General features: G+C 54.2%; 14 protein-coding genes. 9 read left to right on the top strand and 5 right to left on the bottom strand.

Features of this window, described 5'->3' with window-relative positions; all coding sequences use genetic code 11:
* Positions 1-193: 193 nt before the first annotated feature.
* The 3 genes from M3090_RS14110 to M3090_RS14100 form a co-directional block, all read right to left on the bottom strand.
* Positions 194-691 carry a DUF6261 family protein gene (locus tag M3090_RS14110; RefSeq protein ID WP_249057389.1) on the bottom strand — a complete coding sequence of 166 codons (498 nt, stop codon included), beginning with the start codon at positions 689-691 and terminating at the stop codon, positions 194-196.
* A gap of 253 nt (positions 692-944) precedes the next feature.
* Positions 945-1571 carry a DUF4377 domain-containing protein gene (locus M3090_RS14105; RefSeq protein ID WP_249057388.1) on the bottom strand — a complete coding sequence of 209 codons (627 nt, stop codon included), beginning with the start codon at positions 1569-1571 and terminating at the stop codon, positions 945-947.
* A gap of 117 nt (positions 1572-1688) precedes the next feature.
* Positions 1689-2252, bottom strand: coding sequence for a Crp/Fnr family transcriptional regulator (locus tag M3090_RS14100; RefSeq protein WP_249057386.1), 564 nt, complete (start codon positions 2250-2252; stop codon positions 1689-1691).
* Here M3090_RS14100 and M3090_RS15940 point away from each other — a divergent pair.
* Positions 2243-3112 (top strand): sigma-54 dependent transcriptional regulator, encoded by an 870-nt coding sequence (locus tag M3090_RS15940; protein ID WP_317239252.1) that lies wholly within the window; start codon positions 2243-2245, stop codon positions 3110-3112. The genes M3090_RS14100 and M3090_RS15940 overlap by 10 nt on opposite strands.
* Before the next feature lie 1134 nt (positions 3113-4246).
* On the opposite strand, the gene M3090_RS14090 is transcribed toward M3090_RS15940, so the two are convergent.
* On the bottom strand, positions 4247-5338 hold the full coding sequence (locus M3090_RS14090) for a site-specific integrase (protein WP_249057382.1): 1092 nt from the start codon (positions 5336-5338) through the stop codon (positions 4247-4249).
* Positions 5339-6133: 795 nt separating this feature from the next.
* Between M3090_RS14090 and guaB the strand changes: the two genes are divergently transcribed.
* The 7 genes from guaB (at position 6134) to mutL (ending at position 15392) form a co-directional block, all read left to right on the top strand.
* Positions 6134-7609 carry an IMP dehydrogenase gene (gene guaB / locus M3090_RS14085; protein ID WP_249057380.1) on the top strand — a complete coding sequence of 492 codons (1476 nt, stop codon included), beginning with the start codon at positions 6134-6136 and terminating at the stop codon, positions 7607-7609.
* A 232-nt stretch (positions 7610-7841) separates the two neighbouring features.
* Entirely contained in the window at positions 7842-9254 is a 1413-nt protein-coding gene (locus tag M3090_RS14080; RefSeq protein ID WP_249057378.1) for a peptidylprolyl isomerase, read from the top strand.
* A gap of 105 nt (positions 9255-9359) precedes the next feature.
* A complete protein-coding gene (locus M3090_RS14075) occupies positions 9360-10181 on the top strand; it encodes a peptidylprolyl isomerase (protein ID WP_249057390.1) in 822 nt (273 codons plus the stop codon).
* A gap of 16 nt (positions 10182-10197) precedes the next feature.
* Positions 10198-11559: a peptidylprolyl isomerase gene (locus tag M3090_RS14070; protein WP_410553270.1), complete on the top strand. Its 1362-nt coding sequence runs from the start codon at positions 10198-10200 to the stop codon at positions 11557-11559.
* A gap of 9 nt (positions 11560-11568) precedes the next feature.
* Positions 11569-13236, top strand: coding sequence for an OstA-like protein (locus M3090_RS14065; RefSeq protein ID WP_249057374.1), 1668 nt, complete (start codon positions 11569-11571; stop codon positions 13234-13236).
* Positions 13237-13245: 9 nt separating this feature from the next.
* Positions 13246-13536: a hypothetical protein gene (locus tag M3090_RS14060; RefSeq protein ID WP_249057371.1), complete on the top strand. Its 291-nt coding sequence runs from the start codon at positions 13246-13248 to the stop codon at positions 13534-13536.
* A gap of 29 nt (positions 13537-13565) precedes the next feature.
* Positions 13566-15392: a DNA mismatch repair endonuclease MutL gene (mutL, locus tag M3090_RS14055; protein ID WP_249057369.1), complete on the top strand. Its 1827-nt coding sequence runs from the start codon at positions 13566-13568 to the stop codon at positions 15390-15392.
* A gap of 143 nt (positions 15393-15535) precedes the next feature.
* Here mutL and trpS read toward each other — a convergent pair whose 3' ends face one another.
* Positions 15536-16639 (bottom strand): tryptophan--tRNA ligase, encoded by a 1104-nt coding sequence (gene trpS, locus M3090_RS14050; RefSeq protein WP_249057368.1) that lies wholly within the window; start codon positions 16637-16639, stop codon positions 15536-15538.
* Between the two features lie 110 nt (positions 16640-16749).
* On the opposite strand from trpS, the gene M3090_RS14045 reads away from it, so the two are divergent.
* Positions 16750-18372 (top strand): ABC-F family ATP-binding cassette domain-containing protein (locus tag M3090_RS14045; RefSeq protein WP_249057366.1); only part of this gene is annotated, 1623 nt, incomplete at its 3' end.

Below are 18372 nucleotides of genomic sequence, written 5' to 3'. Positions count from 1 at the left end.
AGGAAGTATCGCCACCTATTTAGGCATCACACAGGCAAGTTTGAGTAGGATTCGGGCACAAATAAAATGACGTTTCAACCAACTGAGGATAGCAAGCGGTTTTGGTCTGCCCCAAACACAAACTTGCTATTCTTCCGTTGGTATTGTTTATAATCCCATGCCCTTGCCTCTCCTAAGCGGTTCAACCGTCCTTTTAACGGATGAGAACAGCCTGCAACAGATTGTGTAATACACCGCTTTCCTCGGTCTGCGCCAGCTTCGTGGGGTCGCCATACTTGTCGAACAATGATTTCGCTTCGGCGGCATTGGCGGCTACTTCGGCGGTCGGATGGGCGCACATCGCCGTTACATAATTGTTCGCACCACGCCAAGATGCGTCACGGGCGTCACGGGCGTCATCCGTCGCGGTCGCCGTGGCGGTGGCGGGATTCGTGGAGGATGCCTTCAACGCATCGTCGAAAGCATCGACAGCGGTGGTGAAATCGTTAACCTTTGCCTCCAACACGGGATTCGTAGCGGACAGCTGGCTTATCTCGCTTGGGGTTCCTGTCTCCTCGCCGATAGGCAGGTTCGCCGTTTCTGTTTTTATTTGTTTCAGATAACCGAAACATTCTTCTACGTGAAGGGCGGTCAGCCCGTAATTCTTGATTTTCTTCATATAATGTACCGTTAATATTTTTTCTCCGCACAAATATAGCCTTTTCTGTCCACGTTCCCATAGGATTTGCCTTAAAAATATCTCGGATGATGCTAATCCTGCAGGATAAGTACTGTCGGAGCCTCGGACGGAGCCAATCCTGCAGGATTTGTGCTGTCGGAGCCTCGGATGATGCTAATCCTACAGGATTCGTGCTGTCGGAGCCTCGGATAGCGTCAATCCTGTAGGATTTGTGTTGTCAGAGGCTCGGACGGCGGTTGTCGGGGCGGATTGGGATTGTCGATTGCTATTTGCTCTGCGAAATGATTTCTTTCAGCACATATTGCGTGGTTTGGCAACGGCTGTCCGTCGGTTGGGCACTGAGCTTGATTTTCTCTACCGAAAGTTCGTAGGCGTTGCCCTGTTCGTAGGTGAAGCCGATGATTTTGTTGAAGGGGACGTTTGTCCAATCCTCATTCTCGGACTCGCGGATTTTCATGCAATGCGCGTCTCCGATTTGGGCGATTCCCCAATCGTAGTTCCCTATCTCGGCAGATACGTATAGGCTGACGGTCTCCCGCGTGCATTCGGCAGGCTGTTTCGAGAGTTCTTCGATAAGCCGGTAGGTGTATATGCTGGCATCGGCAGGAGGATTGCCCAATGTCGTCCGTTCTACCTGCAATTCATACGTGTAACCCGGCTCGAACGTAAAGCCTTCGATTTCGTTAAAGGTCAGGAATTGATAGTCCGCGTCATTTCCGACTTTCGCCCACATGCCTTCCATCGGATAGTTTACCATCACCGGACTGTCAATGTACGTCATGGCAGAGATTGCCACGTTCATGGTTTCCGTTTTATCTTCCGGCGTGTCGTCATCAAGACAACCTGTCAGGGCGAGGATTGCAAATAATGACAAGAAAAGTTTCGTCTTCATATTAATTTGATTCTAGAATTGTGGGCAAATGTACGGAATGATTTTGTGAAAAATACGAAGCTTGAGAAAAGGATATTCTCATTGTGGTGATTTCTCGACCTATGTTGAGAGATGATGTCAGCCGAATGACTGCTTACGGCGAATGCGGCTCATGTGCGTGGGCGTTATCATCAGGTAGGAGGCGATTTCCTGAAGCGGAACAGATTGTAATATATCGGGGCATCGCTCCAGCAACTGGAGGTAGCGTTCCTCAGGCGTGAGGCGGTAAAGATCGAGGTAACGCGAATAAGTTTGTAGGAAAAGCTGCTCAGCGTTAATCCTGGCGATGCCGGGCTGTTGATCGCAAAGCGCGGTAAGCCTTTCGACCGGACAGAGATAGATTTCACAGCGGGTCAAGGCTTGCACATTGGTCTCCGAACGCATACCATAGATACAAGCAGGATAGTCGGCGACAAACTCGCCGGGGAAAGCAAAGCCTGTATTGTACAGACGGTTTTTGGCCTTATTTTCGCTGACGTATTTGAAGATTCCCGTCTTGACAAAGCCAAAATAAGGATAAGTATCGCCTTCTCTAATTAAATACTCGCCTTTTCGGAAGGCGGAAAGCTGTCCGTACCGGATGCACAGTTCTTGGAGGGTACGGGTATCTATATGTTTGATATATGGATTGAATTTGCTCATATTCTGTTTTTTTATCTTGCGAAGGTATAGAAAAACAGCAAGCGGGGCAAGGATGTTGCCGAGAAATACATAAGATGAGCAAACGGTCGGACAAACCTTTCGTGGCGGTGGACTGCGGTCTGTTGTCGAAGGAACTTGCCGCATCCGCCTTGTTCGGACATGAGAAAGGAGCGTTCACGGGCGCGGACACCAAACGGAAAGGCTATTGGGAAGAAGCCGACGGTGGCACGCTGTTCCTTGACGAGATAGGCAACCTGTCGTTAGAAGTACAACAGATGATGCTCCGGGCATTGGAAAGCAAACGGTACAGACCCGTAGGGAGCAACAAAGACATGGCAGCTGACGTGCGCATCATTGCCGCTACCAACGAGGATATGCAGTCAGCAGTAACCGAAAAGCGTTTCCGTCAGGACTTGTTCCATCGGATTAAGGAATACACGTTGAACATACCGCCGCTGCGTGAGTGTCGTGAGGACATTATGCCGCTCGCAGACTTCTTCCGTGAACTTGCAAACAAAGAGTTCGGCAAACAGGTGAAAGGCTTTGATGCGGAAGCAAGAAAGCGGATACTCGTCCATCCGTGGAGCAGCAATGTGAGGGAGCTGAAAGGCACGGTACGCTCGGCGGTGCTGTTCACCAACGGGAATACGATAACGGCTGACAAACTGAATTTTGAAGAACCTCTGCTGTCGGGAGAAGCATCCTTGTCCTTGAAGAACGTGGAAATGGAAAAGAGGCAGATAATCCGTGCTTTGGAGCAAGCGAATGGCAACCGCTCGCTGGCTGCTGAACTGCTCGGCATCGGGCGCACCACACTATACGGCAAGATGAAACAATATGGCATCAAGTACAAGGAATAAGACACGATTACCGCAGGTCAGAAACAGGTTGCCCGACTTCGGAGGAGCAACCAAGCGGCAAGGCTTTCGGGGAGTAACTCGAAAGGTTTTGAGTAACTCAAAACATACCTTGCTGCTGCCACTTTTCGGCAGTAACCGAAAAGCCTTCGGGTAACTCGAAGGACACCTTGCTGATTTCTCGTGAAATCAATAATCCGTCAGCAAACGGTTTGGAATTTGTGCTGTTATTTCGGCTTTCAAAGCATCGTTTCCCGATGCCTAAGCTGCCCAAAAGAAGAAAGGGAATGAGGGCGGTGTGCAAGCCTGCACCTTATTGAGATTACGGGAAATAAAGCCGGATTTTCATCCTTCTGAGAAACAAACAATAGTGTCAATTCGATGTCGATATGTGCCAATCACAGCCAAAACAGACATTAGACCAATAAGGAAATGCTATTTGGGGCAAATACAGCCTCGCTTGTTTACAAGCTCAGCGAACCAATAGTTTGCTAAAACAATGAAGAACAGAACCCGACAACCAAAAAAGTAATTCAATGCAGATAGGAAGCAACATGGTTTCAATGATATGCTGGTTTGCTGTCGTGCTGTTGTGCAGGTTTACAACAGCGAAACTTCAAATAAAGGTATCAGCAATGGATTGTGGCTTTAGAGAGGTGGAGTTTGAATGATATAAATCGGTGGTACAATACATCCGTCTATCAACGTAGTAATAAAGCAACAAAAGAATGGTGCAATAAACAAAAGCATATAGGCATACGCACGCTGGCCTGCAAGCCTGCCCGCGCTCCAACCTGCCTGCCGTCCAGCTTGCCTGCCGACCGGTCTGCCGGCGTGCCTGCCTGTCGGCACACAGACAGGCGAACCTGCCGACAAGCTATTCGCAAACGGGCAGGCTCAAATATGATGTGGAAACGGTATGGAATTAAAAGCAAGACAGTACTACCGATTTTCATCAGCAAGATGTGCAACAAATGTACAATAATGATAAGATGTTTGATTTACTCTATTTTTCAGAGGAATAACTTTGGCAATGAAAGAGAAAAACACTACTTTTGCAAATGAGAAAAGCGTTCTTTTGATTGATGCAGAACATTGCAGAATAGAGAAGCCCGCTGGTTTCCAAATCGTTACCTGTTAAGCTGACAATCTTTGTAAGTTTCTTGTTTTCACTGAGTAAGAGAAAGTAATATGTCTTCTCAGGTGGAATGAAATCGGCTTTTCTATGCCGCATCTTTTAGCTATTTTTTTGATGCGTCTGTTCACCATATCAAGCGAGCCGATATTGAACAGCCGCTTGTCAGTCCTGAACGCTTCATGCCGCTTGATAATTTGCATCGGGATGTCCATCAACTTGATTTGGAACGGTACGCCCGTCTTTTGGCGTTTCGACACAATCCACGATGCGCTATTCATTTCAATGATGTTGTCAGTGGTCAGGTTCTTGATGTCCGTGAACGAGATTCCCGTCCAACAACCGAACAGGAACAGGTCTCTTGCCAATGCAAAGTTGGGATTGTCCAGCTTGATTGCACTCAACGCCTGAATTTCATCCTCCGTGAGAAAGCCACGCTCCTTGTGGTCGGGGTCAAGATGGTACATCGCAAACGGGTTTCTCGCTATCTTCCCGTTATAGTGGGCTGCGGTGACGATGTGTTTCAACGGTATGGAGTATACACACACGGATGATTGTTCCAGCCCGACTTCGTTGCGCAGGTACAGGCAGTAGTCACGGATGAAGTCCTCGGTCAGTTCGTTCATCGCTATGTCCGTCCGCTTGTATTTCTTCTTGATAAACTCCGCAACATATCTCCTGACAATGACATATTTCAGATATGTGCGTTTGGAACGGTCTTTGCCCACCCGTTTGGCGAACGCCTCGTTCTCCTTGTCAAAGGCACGCAACAATGTTTCATACTCCGTGCCTACACCTTGATAGGCATTGCGTACCATTTCTGCCGTGACAAACGCCTCACGGTCGGAAAGCCGCTGGTAGTGCTTCGTTATCTGCGCCTTGATGTTGTCAAGGGCATAATTGACCGCCACCGCCTCACGGCTCTTGCCTTTGGCACGGTTGCCTTTGGCATCCCAAAGTTCCTTTGAAATGCTCTGTTTGCAACTGAACTGTGCGATAGTCCCGTTGATTGTAACCCGTCCCATAATGGGAACAATTCCGTTCTTCTCTTTGCTTCCGTTTACATAAAAAACGGTCTTGAATGTACTCCTCATAATCCTTGCTTTTTGTTTGGTGCAAAATTAGTTTACGGGAGTTGTAAAGGCAGAATGTAAACCTACGCAGAACGCAGAAATAGAGACCGTTAGTGTTAAATGTGCATCAGGTGTCGGGTAATGATTTGGAAGTGCATCTATTTCTGCAATCTGCCTAAATCCGTTTTCCCGACCTTATGCCAATTTGTTCCATCCAAAGTCAAACTCTCTGACTGTCAGCGAGAATACTCAAATTTGCCTTATTCTGCGTTTTATCCTATTATTTTGTCGAAAAACCCTTCCTTTTTTCCCGCATTTCCCTGTTTCCCCACGGCCGCCGGCATCCTGCGCAAAACGCTGCCCCATGGACTCCCGTACCCAGAAAGCGGGAACCGCAGATTCTGTTTGTAAGAAAATATTATTGTCGGCACCGGAATATCCCGCCGTCGGGTCAAATTCCTACCAAAGTCGTTCCAAAGTCGTACCAAGTTCGAGTGCTTAGAAACGAACAAAGAACGAACAAGGAACGTCTTTGTAACGTTGGGAATACGGATATTTTACTGCCCATCTCCTAAGCCCGGTAAAAGCTTTCCTCTGGTTCATGTTGCATGGCCTCATTTGGGCCCACAGTTTGCCACATGTTCATGCAGCTCTTTTTCACTCGTTCCTTTCCTCGCTCCTTGCCTTGAAAGGATATAATGCCGTTAAAAAAAGTAAAAGTTTGCTGCCTTCCGTCTCCTTTCGGGGCAGAGCCGTTACGGCATAGCGAGAAAAGCCGTATCTTTGCACGCAATAAATTCCTAAAGTACATACCGTATGTCATTTATTGCAGATAAAATCGTAATGGACGGGCTCACGTACGACGATGTGTTGTTGGTCCCCGCTTATTCAGAAGTTCTTCCCAAAACAGTCAACCTGACTACAAAGTTTTCCCGGAACATTGAATTGAAGATTCCTTTTGTAACGGCAGCCATGGATACGGTTACCGAAGCGAAAATGGCGATTGCCATCGCCCGTGAAGGCGGCATCGGGGTTATCCACAAAAACATGTCGATTGAGGAACAGGCGCGTCAGGTGGCCATTGTGAAGCGTGCCGAGAATGGCATGATTTACGACCCGGTCACGATTAATCGCGGTTCGACAGTCTCTGATGCTTTGGCTTTGATGGCTGAATATAAAATCGGAGGTATTCCCGTGGTGGATGACGAGCGGCATCTGGTGGGTATCGTGACGAACCGCGACTTGCGTTTCGAGCGCGACCTGAACAAGCGTATCGATGAGGTGATGACGAAAGAAAACATTGTCACAACCAATCAGACGACAGACTTAGAGGCGGCTGCCCAAATCTTGCAGGAACATAAGATTGAGAAATTGCCTGTGGTGGATAAGGACAATCATCTGGTGGGCCTTATCACGTATAAGGACATTACGAAGGCGAAAGACAAACCGATGGCATGCAAGGACAGCAAGGGCCGTCTGCGGGTGGCTGCCGGGGTAGGCGTGACTGCCGATACGCTGGAGCGTATGCGGGCATTGGTCGACGCGGGTGCTGACGCTATCGTGATAGACACTGCGCACGGACACTCCAAATTTGTCATAGAGAAGCTGAAAGAAGCTAAGCAGGCGTTTCCGGACGTTGATATTGTCGTGGGCAATGTGGCTACGGGCGAAGCAGCCCGGGCATTGGTCGATGCAGGTGCCGATGCGGTGAAAGTCGGTATCGGCCCGGGTTCCATCTGTACGACGCGTGTCATTGCCGGAGTGGGCGTGCCGCAGTTGACGGCTGTGTATGACGTGGCCAAGGCATTGCAGGGCACGGGCGTGCCTCTGATTGCCGACGGTGGTCTGCGCTATTCGGGCGATGTGGTGAAGGCTTTGGCGGCCGGAGGTTACAGCGTGATGATTGGTTCGCTGGTGGCCGGCACGGAAGAGTCGCCGGGCGACACCATCATTTTCAACGGCCGTAAGTTTAAGTCTTACCGTGGCATGGGTTCGCTGGAAGCCATGGAAAATGGCTCGAAAGACCGCTATTTCCAGAGCGGGACAACCGATGTCAAGAAATTGGTGCCTGAAGGCATTACGGCACGGGTGCCTTACAAGGGAACGCTCTACGAGGTTATTTACCAGTTGGTCGGCGGATTGCGTTCGGGCATGGGTTATTGCGGAGCTGCCGACATCGAGCAGTTGCATAACGCCAAGTTCACCCGCATCACGAATGCCGGCGTGCGCGAAAGTCATCCGCACGACGTGGCCATTACGAGCGAGGCTCCTAATTATAGCCGTCCGGAATAAGAAACGTACATTTCGGATTTGAAAGTTCCGAATAATAACATGAATGGAAAGCTGTGTTGAGAGTCCGGGGTTTCGGCCCCGTCTCTGGCACGGCTTTTGTGTCGTCTGAGAAGAAAGAAACAGGTCGCTTGGCTGTTGTACGTGGAAACCGTGTTTCTTTCGCACGGCGGCCACGCTTGTGGCCCGTAAGCAGTTCGGTTTGGTCAGACGGCTTTGCGAGAAGTGCTGAGAAATGAATAGAATGACGTTGAAACATTTCTGCCTGTTGGTTTGTTTGGGCCCGTTTCTGGCCTTGTTTGCCGGCGAAGACCCTGTGCTGATGCGTGTAGGGGGGCGCGAGGTGCTCCGTTCGGAGTTCGAGTATTTCGCTTGCCGGAAGGGGGCGGACGGGCTGTCCCGGGATTCGTTGAGGCAGTTGGCCCGTCTGTTTGTCGACTTCCGCCTGAAGGTGCAGGCCGCTGAGGCGGCGGGGCTGGACACGTCCCGGGTTTTTTGCGATGAACTGGCGCGTTACCGGGTCGGCCTGTCGCGCACCTACCTGACGGACTCGGCTGCCTTGTCGCGGGCTTTGCTCCGACGCTACAAACACCTGCAAGAACTGGGGCCTCGTATCCGCATGAAACAGATATACAGGCGTTTGCCTCAGAATGTGACGCCTGCGTCTCTGCGGGATGCCGTTGCACAGATGGACTCTGTTTATGACGTCCTGAAGCGCCAGGGGGCAGGTGAGTTCGATGCGTTGTTGGAGCGTTTCTCCGATGACCGGGAGACGCACTGGTTGTATGGTATTCAGGCCAGTGCGGAGATGCAAGACACGCTGTTGGCTTTGCGCCCCGGTGCATGTTCGCAGCCGTTTTTCACGCCTCGCGGCTTGCACATCGTGCAGGTGCTGGAGCGGGTGGAGGTGCCTTCTTTCGCCTCTGTCCGCGACTCTTTGTTGCAAGCCTGCCCGCAATGTGTCGATGAGGCTGCCCGTGCCCTGGCCGAAAATCTCCGTCAGGCTTATGGTTTCCCGAAAAGCCGTTCCCCTCTGTCCGACGTACAGGTCAGGACAATCATGTTTGCCGAATATGACAGTCTGGAGCATCGCGTGCCGGATTTTCGCCTGGCGGTGCAATTCCACCGCGACACGTTGCTGGCACGGGCCGTTACCCGCCGCATGTTGGAGCAGGAAGTGCCGGAAGCTGAACTGGCTGCTTATTTCGAACGTCACCGCACACGCTATCATTGGGACGCTCCGCGTTTCCGGGGCATTGTGTTGCGTTGTACGGGGCGTCGTGTGGCCAAGCGCGTGCGCAAGATGCTGAAACAATTGCCACCGGCCGACTGGCAGGATGCCATCCGTTTGCTGTTCAACAGCGATGGTACGCAGGTAGAGGCCGAACAGGGCACGTTCATCCCCGGGCAGAATCCTTACGTGGACGAGCGCATCTTCCGCCGCGGCAAGGCACCCCAGTCTGCCGACTATCCGCACGTCGTTCTGGTGGGGCGGAAACAGAAAGGCCCCGACGACTATCACGAGGTGCTCGAGAGGCTTTTGGCTGACTATCGCACTGACCAGGAGGAACATTGGATGCGTTCGTTGCGTTCTTCCGTGAAGGTTGAAATTAACCAAGAGGTTTTAAAAACCGTTAATAAGCAATGAGGCAACCGATTAAAGCCGTATCTTCGTAGCCTTATAAAGAAGATGAGTCTACTGTCTTATATCCGAAACAAGAGCTGCAGGAAGCCGCTGAACCTGCTTGCCGGGATGACGGGAACTGTCCTGTTCTGCTTGGCGTGCACTACCTTTGTCGACCACAAAGGAAAGACGCCGCTGGTCGAAGTGAAAGGGCACTTCCTGTATCGCGAAGACCTGCAAGCTGCTCTTCCGCTCGGTCTGTCGGCCGAAGACAGCCTGCTCTTCGTCGAGCGTTATCAGCGGAACTGGGTGGAAGAACAGCTCTTTTGCGACAAGGCGCTGGAAAACATCCCCGACAACGAAGCGCTGGAACAGATGGTGTCCACCTATCGGAAAACGCTCATCATGCATGCCTATCAGCAGGCGTTGATTAGCGAAAAACTCTCTGGCGACATTACCGAAGCAGAGATAGAGACCTACTACCGGCAGCACGCAGACCAGTTTAAGGTCGACCGCCCGCTGATAAAAGGGCTCTTCATCAAAGTGCCGTTAGAAGCGCCCAGGCTGGCCGATGTCCGTCGCTGGTATCGCTCTGACGACCATGAAGCCGTAGAGCATCTGGAGAAGTACAGCCTGCGTAACGCCGTGAAGTACGAATACTTTTATGACAAATGGCGTCCGCTGTCCGAAGTGCTGGAGTGGATGCCGGCCACTACCGATAGCGAAAGAGACTGGCGGAAAGGCTGGCATGGGGAAGTGCAAGACTCGGCGTTCTGTTACTTCCTGCACGTGACCGACTATCGCGCCATCGGGCAAGAAGAACCTTATGAGATGGCCCGTTCACAGGCCAAAGACATGTTGCTGAACATTCGTCAGACAGATTACATTCGCCAGGTGCGTGAAGAGCTTTACCGCAATGCGCAGGAAAAGAACGAGATTAAATACTATTAGTATAAGAACATTGAGAATGAAAATGAAAACAACAGTTTTATGTATGATGTTGCTGCTCTGCCTGGGTCAGACCCTCTCTGCACAAGACAACGTGGTGGACGAAGTGGTCTGGGTCGTGGGAGATGAAGCCATCTTGAAATCCGAAGTAGAGGAGGCACGCCTGAATGCACTCTATCAGGGACGCCGCTTCGATGGAGACCCCTATTGCGTGATTCCCGAGGAGATTGCCGTCCAAAAGCTTTTCCTCCACCAAGCGGAGCTGGACAGTATTGAAGTTTCGGAGAATGATGTCATTCGCCAGGTGGATTTCCAGACCAACCAGTTCATTGCCAACATCGGCTCGCGCGAGAAGATGGAGGAATATTTCAACAAAACCTCCAGCCAGATTCGTGAGACCCTGCGTGAAAACGTGCGCGACGGATTGCGCGTGCAGCAGATGCAGCAGAAGCTGGTGGGCGAAGTCAAAGTGACGCCTGCCGAAGTGAGACGTTACTTCCAGGACCTTCCGCCCGACAGCATCCCTTACGTGCCCACGCAGGTCGAAGTCCAAATCATTACCCAGCAGCCGCGTGTCCCAATCGAAGAGGTAGAAGCCGTCAAGGCCCGTCTGCGTGAGTTTACCGACCGCATTAACAAGGGCGAAACAAGCTTCTCGACTTTGGCGCGTATGTATTCCGAAGACCGTGGCACGGCCATTAACGGTGGCGAGATGCCTTTCATGGGACGAGGCCAGTTGGATCCCGCTTTTGCCAACGTGGCTTTTAACCTCCAGTCGCCCGACAAAATATCCAAGATAGTGGAGTCGGAGTACGGATTCCACATCATCCAACTGCTGGAAAAACGTGGCGACCGAATCCGTGTGCGTCATATCTTGCTGAAGCCGCATGTCCCTGATTCGGCATTGATAGCCGGCATGAACCGTCTGGACTCTATTGCCGACGACATCCGCAACGAGAAGTTTACTTTCGAAGACGCAGCTACTGTGCTTTCGCACGACAAGGATACGCGCAATAATCACGGCCTCTTGCCCAATCCTAACAACAATACTTCCCGTTTCGAGATGCAGGAACTTCCCCCCGAGATTGCCAAAGTAGTGGATAAAATGAATGTCGGGGAAATATCGGAAGCCTTCACCATGATTCCTCAGAACACGGGCAAAGAAGTTTGCGTTATCGTCAAGCTGAAGAGCAGGGTGAACGGACATAAGGCAACCATCTCCGAGGATTACCAGCGGCTGAAAGACATCGTCTTGGAAAAACGGCGTGCCGAGGTGTTGGACAAATGGATACGCGAAAAACAGAAAACAACCTACGTCCGCATCAAGGATAGTTGGAAGCATAACTGCAACTTCAAGTATCCGGGATGGGTCAAGGAATAAAGCGACGGTATGCGACAGAATGACAAGAGAATCGCTGGCGCAAACAGGCACAGATTCTTCTGGGTGGGGATTCTGTGCCTGTTTGGCATAGCTTGGCTCAGCGCCCAGGAACCACAGAACGGACAGCCGGAGAAGAAAAAAACGCGCGTGGATTTGCTCTATGCCGATTCAGCCGTAGCCGACAAAGAAATGCGCCCTGACGTGCAAGTGCTGATTGGGTCGGTGCATTTGCGCCACGACAGCATGTACATGTGGTGCGACAGTGCCTTGATATTCGAGAAAATCAACTCGGTGGAAGCTTTCGGCAACGTACGTATGGAGCAGGGGGACACCTTGTTTATATACAGCGATTACCTGTATTACGACGGCATCTCCCAACTGGCCATGTTGCGTGAAAACGTGCGCATGATTAACCGTGAGACGGAATTGACGACCGACAGCCTGGACTACGATCGCGTGCGGAACCTGGGGTACTATTTCGAAGGGGGAACGCTGGCTGATTCGGTCAACGTGCTTAACTCTTGGTGGGGGGAATACAGTCCGGCCACTAAGTTGGCAGTTTTCAACCATGACGTAGAGCTGGTGAATCCACGTTTTGTACTTTATTCGGATACGTTGAAATACAGTACACTGACCAAAGTGGCAACCATCCTGGGACCGTCCGACATCGTGAGCGACAACAACCACATCTATTCCGAGCGCGGCGTGTATAACACCACCACCGAGCAGGCAGAACTTCTGGACCGCTCGGTGCTGACCAACGGGGCACGTAAGCTGACGGGCGACAGCCTTTTCTACGACCGCCTGGCCGGCTACGGAGAGGCGTTTGACAACGTACAGTTGAACGACACGCTGAACCGGAACATGCTGACCGGCGATTACTGTTTCTACAATGAACAGACCGGCAATGCGGTGGCTACCCAGCGTGCCGTAGCCGTGGATTATTCGCAGGGAGACAGCCTCTTCATGCACGCCGACACGTTGAGGCTGGTGACGTATAACCTGAATACCGATTCGATGTGGCGCGAGACGCGCGCTTACTACAAGGTGCGTGCCTATCGCACGAACGTGCAGGCTGTCTGCGACTCGCTGGTCTACAACTCCAAAGATTCCTGCATGACGATGTACCGCGACCCTATCTTGTGGAGCGGGAACCAGCAGTTGCTTGGCGAAGTGGTCAAGGTTTATATGAACGACAGCACCATCGACTGGGCGCATATCATCAACCAGACTTTGGCCGTGGAACAGATGGACAGCGTGCATTACAACCAAGTATCCGGCAAGGAGATGATGGCCTATTTCCGGGGAGGCGAGATGCGCCAGGTAGACGTCAACGGCAATGTACTGGTGGTCTATTATCCTGTGGACGAGAAGGACTCGACGATGATAGGCATGGACTACACGGAAGGTGGATTCTTGCGCATGTTTCTGAAGGACAGGCGCATGGAGCGTGGCTCGTTCATAGGGAAGGCTTCGGGTACGATGTATCCCATGGACCAGATTCCGCCGGACAAGTCGCGACTGCCGTCTTTCGTCTGGTTCGACTATGTGCGTCCGTTGAATAAGGAAGACATCTTTAACTGGCGGGGCAAGCGGGCCGATCAGGTGTTGAAGAATTCGAGTCGTGGACCGGTGCTCTCCCCGCGCGAGATGCACATCGAGCGGCAGAAGAAGTGAGGTGTGCCCATGGGGTTGTTTGCTACGAGGAAACCGCGGCGCTTCCACCATCCTTACATCTACGTGGACGAGCGGAAAGAAAGGAGGGAGCAGATGGTGCGGGAGGCCAGGCGGGAGCTGGGCTTGGATGCCGGGAAGCCCGTCGTGCCCGAGGACATACGCGGCAAATTCCTGGAACATGCCACGCACCTGAGGCGGCGCAGGCAGGCGGGGACCCGTCCCTGGCCGGTGGCTGTCCTCTTGGTGCTCCTGGGCCTGTTGGCATGCTTGTGGTATGCCCTGGAACGGGGATTGATGTAAGATACAGAGTAACAACATAGGAGATTAGTATGAGCGATATCATTCATTTGCTGCCCGACTCGGTGGCCAATCAGATTGCTGCCGGGGAGGTCATACAACGCCCGGCTTCGGTTGTCAAAGAGTTGGTGGAGAATGCCATCGACGCCGAAGCGCACGAGATACATGTGCTGGTGGCTGATGCCGGCAAGACTTCTATCCAGGTGATAGACGACGGGAAGGGTATGTCGGAGACAGACGCCCGCCTGTCTTTCGAGCGGCATGCTACGTCGAAGATACGCGAAGCGGCCGATTTGTTTTCCTTACACACGATGGGCTTCCGCGGCGAGGCGCTGGCTTCGATTGCCGCCGTGGCCGAGGTGGAGCTGAAGACGCGCCGGCCCGACGACGAGCTGGGCACCCGTCTGCTGCTGGCCGGTTCGAAGGTGGAGAGCCAGGAGCCGGTCTCGTGTCCGAAGGGGAGTAACTTCCTGGTGAAGAACCTCTTTTTCAACGTGCCTGCGCGGCGGAAGTTCCTGAAGGCTAACTCGACGGAACTCAGTAACATACTGGCCGAGTTCGAACGCATCGCGCTGGTGCATCCGGACGTGGCTTTCTACCTCTATCACAACGATGCAGAGCTGTTCAACCTGCCTGTCATGCCGCTGCGCCAACGGGTGATGGCGGTGTTCGGCAAGAAGATGAACGCCCAGTTGCTCACGCTGGAGGTGGACACGACGCTGGTCAAGATAAGCGGCTTCGTGGCCAAGCCCGAGACGGCCCGCAAGAAAGGGGCGCACCAGTACTTCTTCGTCAACGGGCGGTACATGCGGCACCCGTATTTCCACAAGGCTGTGATGGATGCTTACGAGCACCTGATTCCCGAGGGCGAGCAGGTGTCGTACTTCGTGTATTTCGAGGTGGACCCTGCGAATATCGACGTGAACATACACCCGACAAAGACGGAGATAAAGTTCGAGAACGAGCAGGCCATCTGGCAAATCCTGGCGGCGGCGGTGAAGGAGTCGCTGGGCAGGTTCAGTGCCGTCCCGTCCATCGACTTTGATACGGAGGACATGCCGGACTTGCCCGCGTTTGAGTCGTCGGCACCGTCGGAGGCACCGCAGGTGCACTATGATGCGCAGTTCGACCCTTTCCGCCGGGGAGGCGGGCAGCCGTCGCGGCGCACGGCCACGGCCGACTGGGAGGCTTTGTATGCGGGCATACCGAAGGCCAGCAAGATGAACGAGCCGGAGGAGCTGCCGGACGAGGAGGAGCTGGCCTTGGGGCTGGGCGCGGAGGAGGTGCCCGTGGAGAAAGGTGGCAAGCACTTCCAGTTGAAGGGGCGTTTCATCCTGACGTCCGTGAAGTCGGGCTTGATGTTGATTGACCAGCACCGGGCACACGTGCGGGTGCTTTTCGACCGCTATATGGAGCAGATAAGGACCCGTCATGGTGTGGCGCAGGGGGTACTGTTTCCCGAGGTGCTGGAGCTGCCGGCGTCGGAGGCGGCGGTGCTGGACACGCTGACGGACGACCTGACGGCCGTGGGCTTCGACCTCTCGCCACTGGGCGGGGGAAGTTATGCCGTCAACGGGGTGCCGGAGGGCATCGAAGGCCTGAGTCCGGTGGAGCTAATCAGGAACATGGTGCATACGGCCATGGAGAAGGGGGGCGACGTGCGCGAGGAGGTGCAGGCTGTCTTGGCCCTGACCTTGGCGCGCTCGGCGGCCATTGTGTATGGCCAGGTGCTGAGTGAGGAGGAGATGGCCAACCTGGTGGATAGTCTCTTTGCCTGCCAGAGTCCGGGCGTGACGCCGGACGGACGGACGGTGCTGGTCACGGTGAAGGAGGAGGAGATTGAACGCCGGTTCGCTTGAACCGAAAGGGTGATAGGGCACGCAGATGACACAGACTGGGCTGATGACCGCAGAAGGTATATTGTTCCGTTGACTTATAGTCAAATATATCCGCGGTCATCAGCCCCATCTGTGTTATCTGCGTGCCCTGTCCTTACGTACGGTCACCCTCGAGCCTGCGTGGCGAAGCGCTTGGTCTGTTCGGCTATCAGCTCCTCGTCGTCGAAGTAGTTGATTTTCATGGCGCGGCGCACGTCGTCCAGCGTCTGTGCGGCGGCCTCGCGTGCCTGTTCGCAGCCCTGCTTCAGCATGGCGTAGATGGCGGGTATGTCCTGCTCGAACTCGCGGCGACGCGTGCGGATAGGCTCCAGCGTCTCTTGCATGATGGCGGTCAGGAACTTCTTGACCTTGACGTCGCCCAGTCCGCCGCGGCGGTAGTGTGCCTTCAGCTCTGCCAGGTCGGGATAGTCGGGCAGGTAGCGTCCGAAGTGTTCGGGGCGGCAGAAGGCGTCGAGGTAGGTGAAGACGGGGTTGCCCTCGACCTGGCCCGGGTCTTGCACACGCAGGTGGTTGGGGTCGGTGTACATGGTCTTAATCTTCTGCGCTACGGTGTCGGCGTCGTCGCTCAGGTAGATGCAGTTGCCCAGACTCTTGCTCATCTTGGCCTTTCCGTCGGTGCCTGGCAGGCGCAGACAGGCGGCGTTGTCCGGCAGCAAGATTTCGGGTTCGACCAGTGTTTCACCGTAGATGTGGTTGAAGCGGCGCACGATTTCGCGGGCCTGCTCCAGCATGGGTTCCTGGTCTTCGCCCACGGGGACGGTGGTCGCGCGGAACGCGGTGATGTCGGCTGCCTGACTGATGGGGTAGGTGAAGAAACCCACGGGGATGCTGGCCTCGAAGTTGCGCATCTGGATTTCGGTCTTCACCGTGGGATTGCGTTGCAGACGCGAGACGGTGACGAGGTCCATGTAGTAGAATGTCAGCTCGCAAAGCTCGGGTATCTGCGACTGTATGAACAGGGTGCAGCGGGCGGGGTCGAGCCCGCATGCCAGGTAGTCGAGGGCGACTTCGACAACGTTCTGCCTTACTTTCTCGGGTGTGTCCATGTTATCGGTCAGCGCCTGGGCGTCGGCAATGAAGACGAACATCTTCTGGTAGTCTCCGGCGTTCTGAAGTTCGACACGGCGGCGCAGCGAGCCCACGTAGTGGCCGATGTGCAGGCGCCCGGTGGGGCGGTCGCCGGTCAGGATGATTTTTTCTTTGCTCATAGGTATATAATATAATGTGTAGTTCGAGGGTTATCGGTGCAAAGATACGGGTTTTGGCGGAAATTCACTACCTTTGCGGCCGATAAAGAGACTTTAAGTGAAGCAGAAGTATGATTTCAGTAGACGCCCTATCCGTAGAGTTCAATGCCACGCCGCTGTTCCAGGACGTGAGCTTCGTCATCAACCGTAAGGACCGCATCGCCCTGGTGGGCAAGAACGGGGCCGGCAAGTCCACCATGCTCAAGATATTGGCCGGACTGCAGCCGCCCACGACGGGCACGGTCAGCGTGCCGCGCGAGTGCACCGTAGGCTATCTGCCCCAGGTGATGGTGCTGAGCGATGAGCGGACGGTGATGCAGGAGGCCGAACTGGCTTTCGCACACATCCACGAGCTGCGTGACCGCATCGCACGCCTGAACCAAGAGCTGGCCGAGCGTACGGACTACGAGTCGGCGGAGTACCAGAAGCTGATTGAGCAGTTCACGCATGAGACCGACCGCTACAACCTGATGGGGGGTGACAACTACCGGGCGGAGACGGAGCGCACGCTCCAGGGGCTGGGCTTCGGCCGCGCAGACTTCGACCGGCCCACGAGCGAGTTCTCCGGCGGATGGCGCATGCGCATCGAGCTGGCCAAGCTCCTCTTGCGCAGGCCCGACGTGCTCCTGCTGGACGAGCCGACCAACCACCTGGACATCGAGTCGATACAGTGGTTGGAGCAGTTCCTGGCCACACGGGCCAACGCCGTCGTCCTGGTCAGCCACGACCGAGCCTTCCTCAACAACGTGACTACCCGCACCATCGAAATCTCCTGCGGACGCATCTACGACTACCGGGTGAAGTATGACGAGTTCGTCCGGCTGCGCCAGGAACGCAGGGAGCAGCAGCTCAGGGCCTGGGAGAACCAGCAGCGGCAGATAGAGGACACGGAGGCCTTCATCGAGCGTTTCCGCTACAAGGCCACGAAGGCCGTGCAGGTGCAGAGCCGTATCAAGCAACTGGAGAAGCTGGAGCGTGTGGAGGTGGACGAAGAAGACACGTCGACGCTCAGGCTGAAGTTCACCTGCTCGTCACGTTCGGGCAACTTCCCCGTCATCTGCGAGGATGTGGGCAAGGCATACGGCGCGCACACGGTGTTCAGCCACGTGGACATGACCATCCGCCGCGGCGAGAAGGTGGCCTTCGTGGGCCGGAACGGCGAGGGCAAATCGACGTTGGTGAAGTGCATCCTGGGTGAAGTGACGGACTACACGGGACGCCTGACCCTGGGCCACAACGTCCAGATTGGCTACTTCGCCCAGAATCAGGCGCAACTGCTGGACGAAGACCTGACTGTGTTCGACACCATCGACCGCGTAGCCACCGGCGACATCCGTCTGAAGATACGCGACATCCTCGGGGCCTTCATGTTCGGCGGCGAAGCCTCGGAGAAGAAGGTCCGCGTGCTGAGCGGCGGCGAACGCACCCGCCTGGCCATGATTAAACTCCTGCTGCAGCCGGTCAACTTCCTCATCCTGGACGAGCCCACCAATCATCTGGACATGCGCTCCAAAGACGTGCTGAAGGAGGCCATCGCCTCGTTCGAAGGCACCGTCATCGTCGTAAGCCACGACCGCGACTTCCTGGACGGTCTGGTCACCAAGGTCTACGAGTTCGGCGGCGGCCGCGTGCGCGAATACATCGGGGGCATCTACGACTTCCTCCGCGCCAAGAACGCCGAGACCGACGCCGCC

Origin of the sequence: Bacteroides sp. ET71, from assembly GCF_023336905.1 — a bacterium.
GTDB lineage: Bacteria > Bacteroidota > Bacteroidia > Bacteroidales > Bacteroidaceae > Bacteroides.
Note: the sequence above shows the minus strand (reverse complement) of the source record. Positions and strands in the feature narration are given on the sequence as shown.

What these genes read in the sequence shown, in the direction of transcription:
- trpS (WP_249057368.1), bottom strand. Translation starts at nt 16,639, where the DNA reads ATGAGCAAAGAAAAAATCATCCTGACCGGCGACCGCCCCACCGGGCGC.
- M3090_RS14065 (WP_249057374.1), top strand. Translation starts at nt 11,569, where the DNA reads ATGCGACAGAATGACAAGAGAATCGCTGGCGCAAACAGGCACAGATTC.
- M3090_RS14100 (WP_249057386.1), bottom strand. Translation starts at nt 2,252, where the DNA reads ATGAGCAAATTCAATCCATATATCAAACATATAGATACCCGTACCCTC.
- M3090_RS14070 (WP_410553270.1), top strand. Translation starts at nt 10,198, where the DNA reads ATGAAAATGAAAACAACAGTTTTATGTATGATGTTGCTGCTCTGCCTG.
- M3090_RS14090 (WP_249057382.1), bottom strand. Translation starts at nt 5,338, where the DNA reads ATGAGGAGTACATTCAAGACCGTTTTTTATGTAAACGGAAGCAAAGAG.
- M3090_RS14075 (WP_249057390.1), top strand. Translation starts at nt 9,360, where the DNA reads ATGACGGGAACTGTCCTGTTCTGCTTGGCGTGCACTACCTTTGTCGAC.
- mutL (WP_249057369.1), top strand. Translation starts at nt 13,566, where the DNA reads ATGAGCGATATCATTCATTTGCTGCCCGACTCGGTGGCCAATCAGATT.
- M3090_RS14080 (WP_249057378.1), top strand. Translation starts at nt 7,842, where the DNA reads ATGAATAGAATGACGTTGAAACATTTCTGCCTGTTGGTTTGTTTGGGC.
- guaB (WP_249057380.1), top strand. Translation starts at nt 6,134, where the DNA reads ATGTCATTTATTGCAGATAAAATCGTAATGGACGGGCTCACGTACGAC.
- M3090_RS14105 (WP_249057388.1), bottom strand. Translation starts at nt 1,571, where the DNA reads ATGAAGACGAAACTTTTCTTGTCATTATTTGCAATCCTCGCCCTGACA.
- M3090_RS14060 (WP_249057371.1), top strand. Translation starts at nt 13,246, where the DNA reads ATGGGGTTGTTTGCTACGAGGAAACCGCGGCGCTTCCACCATCCTTAC.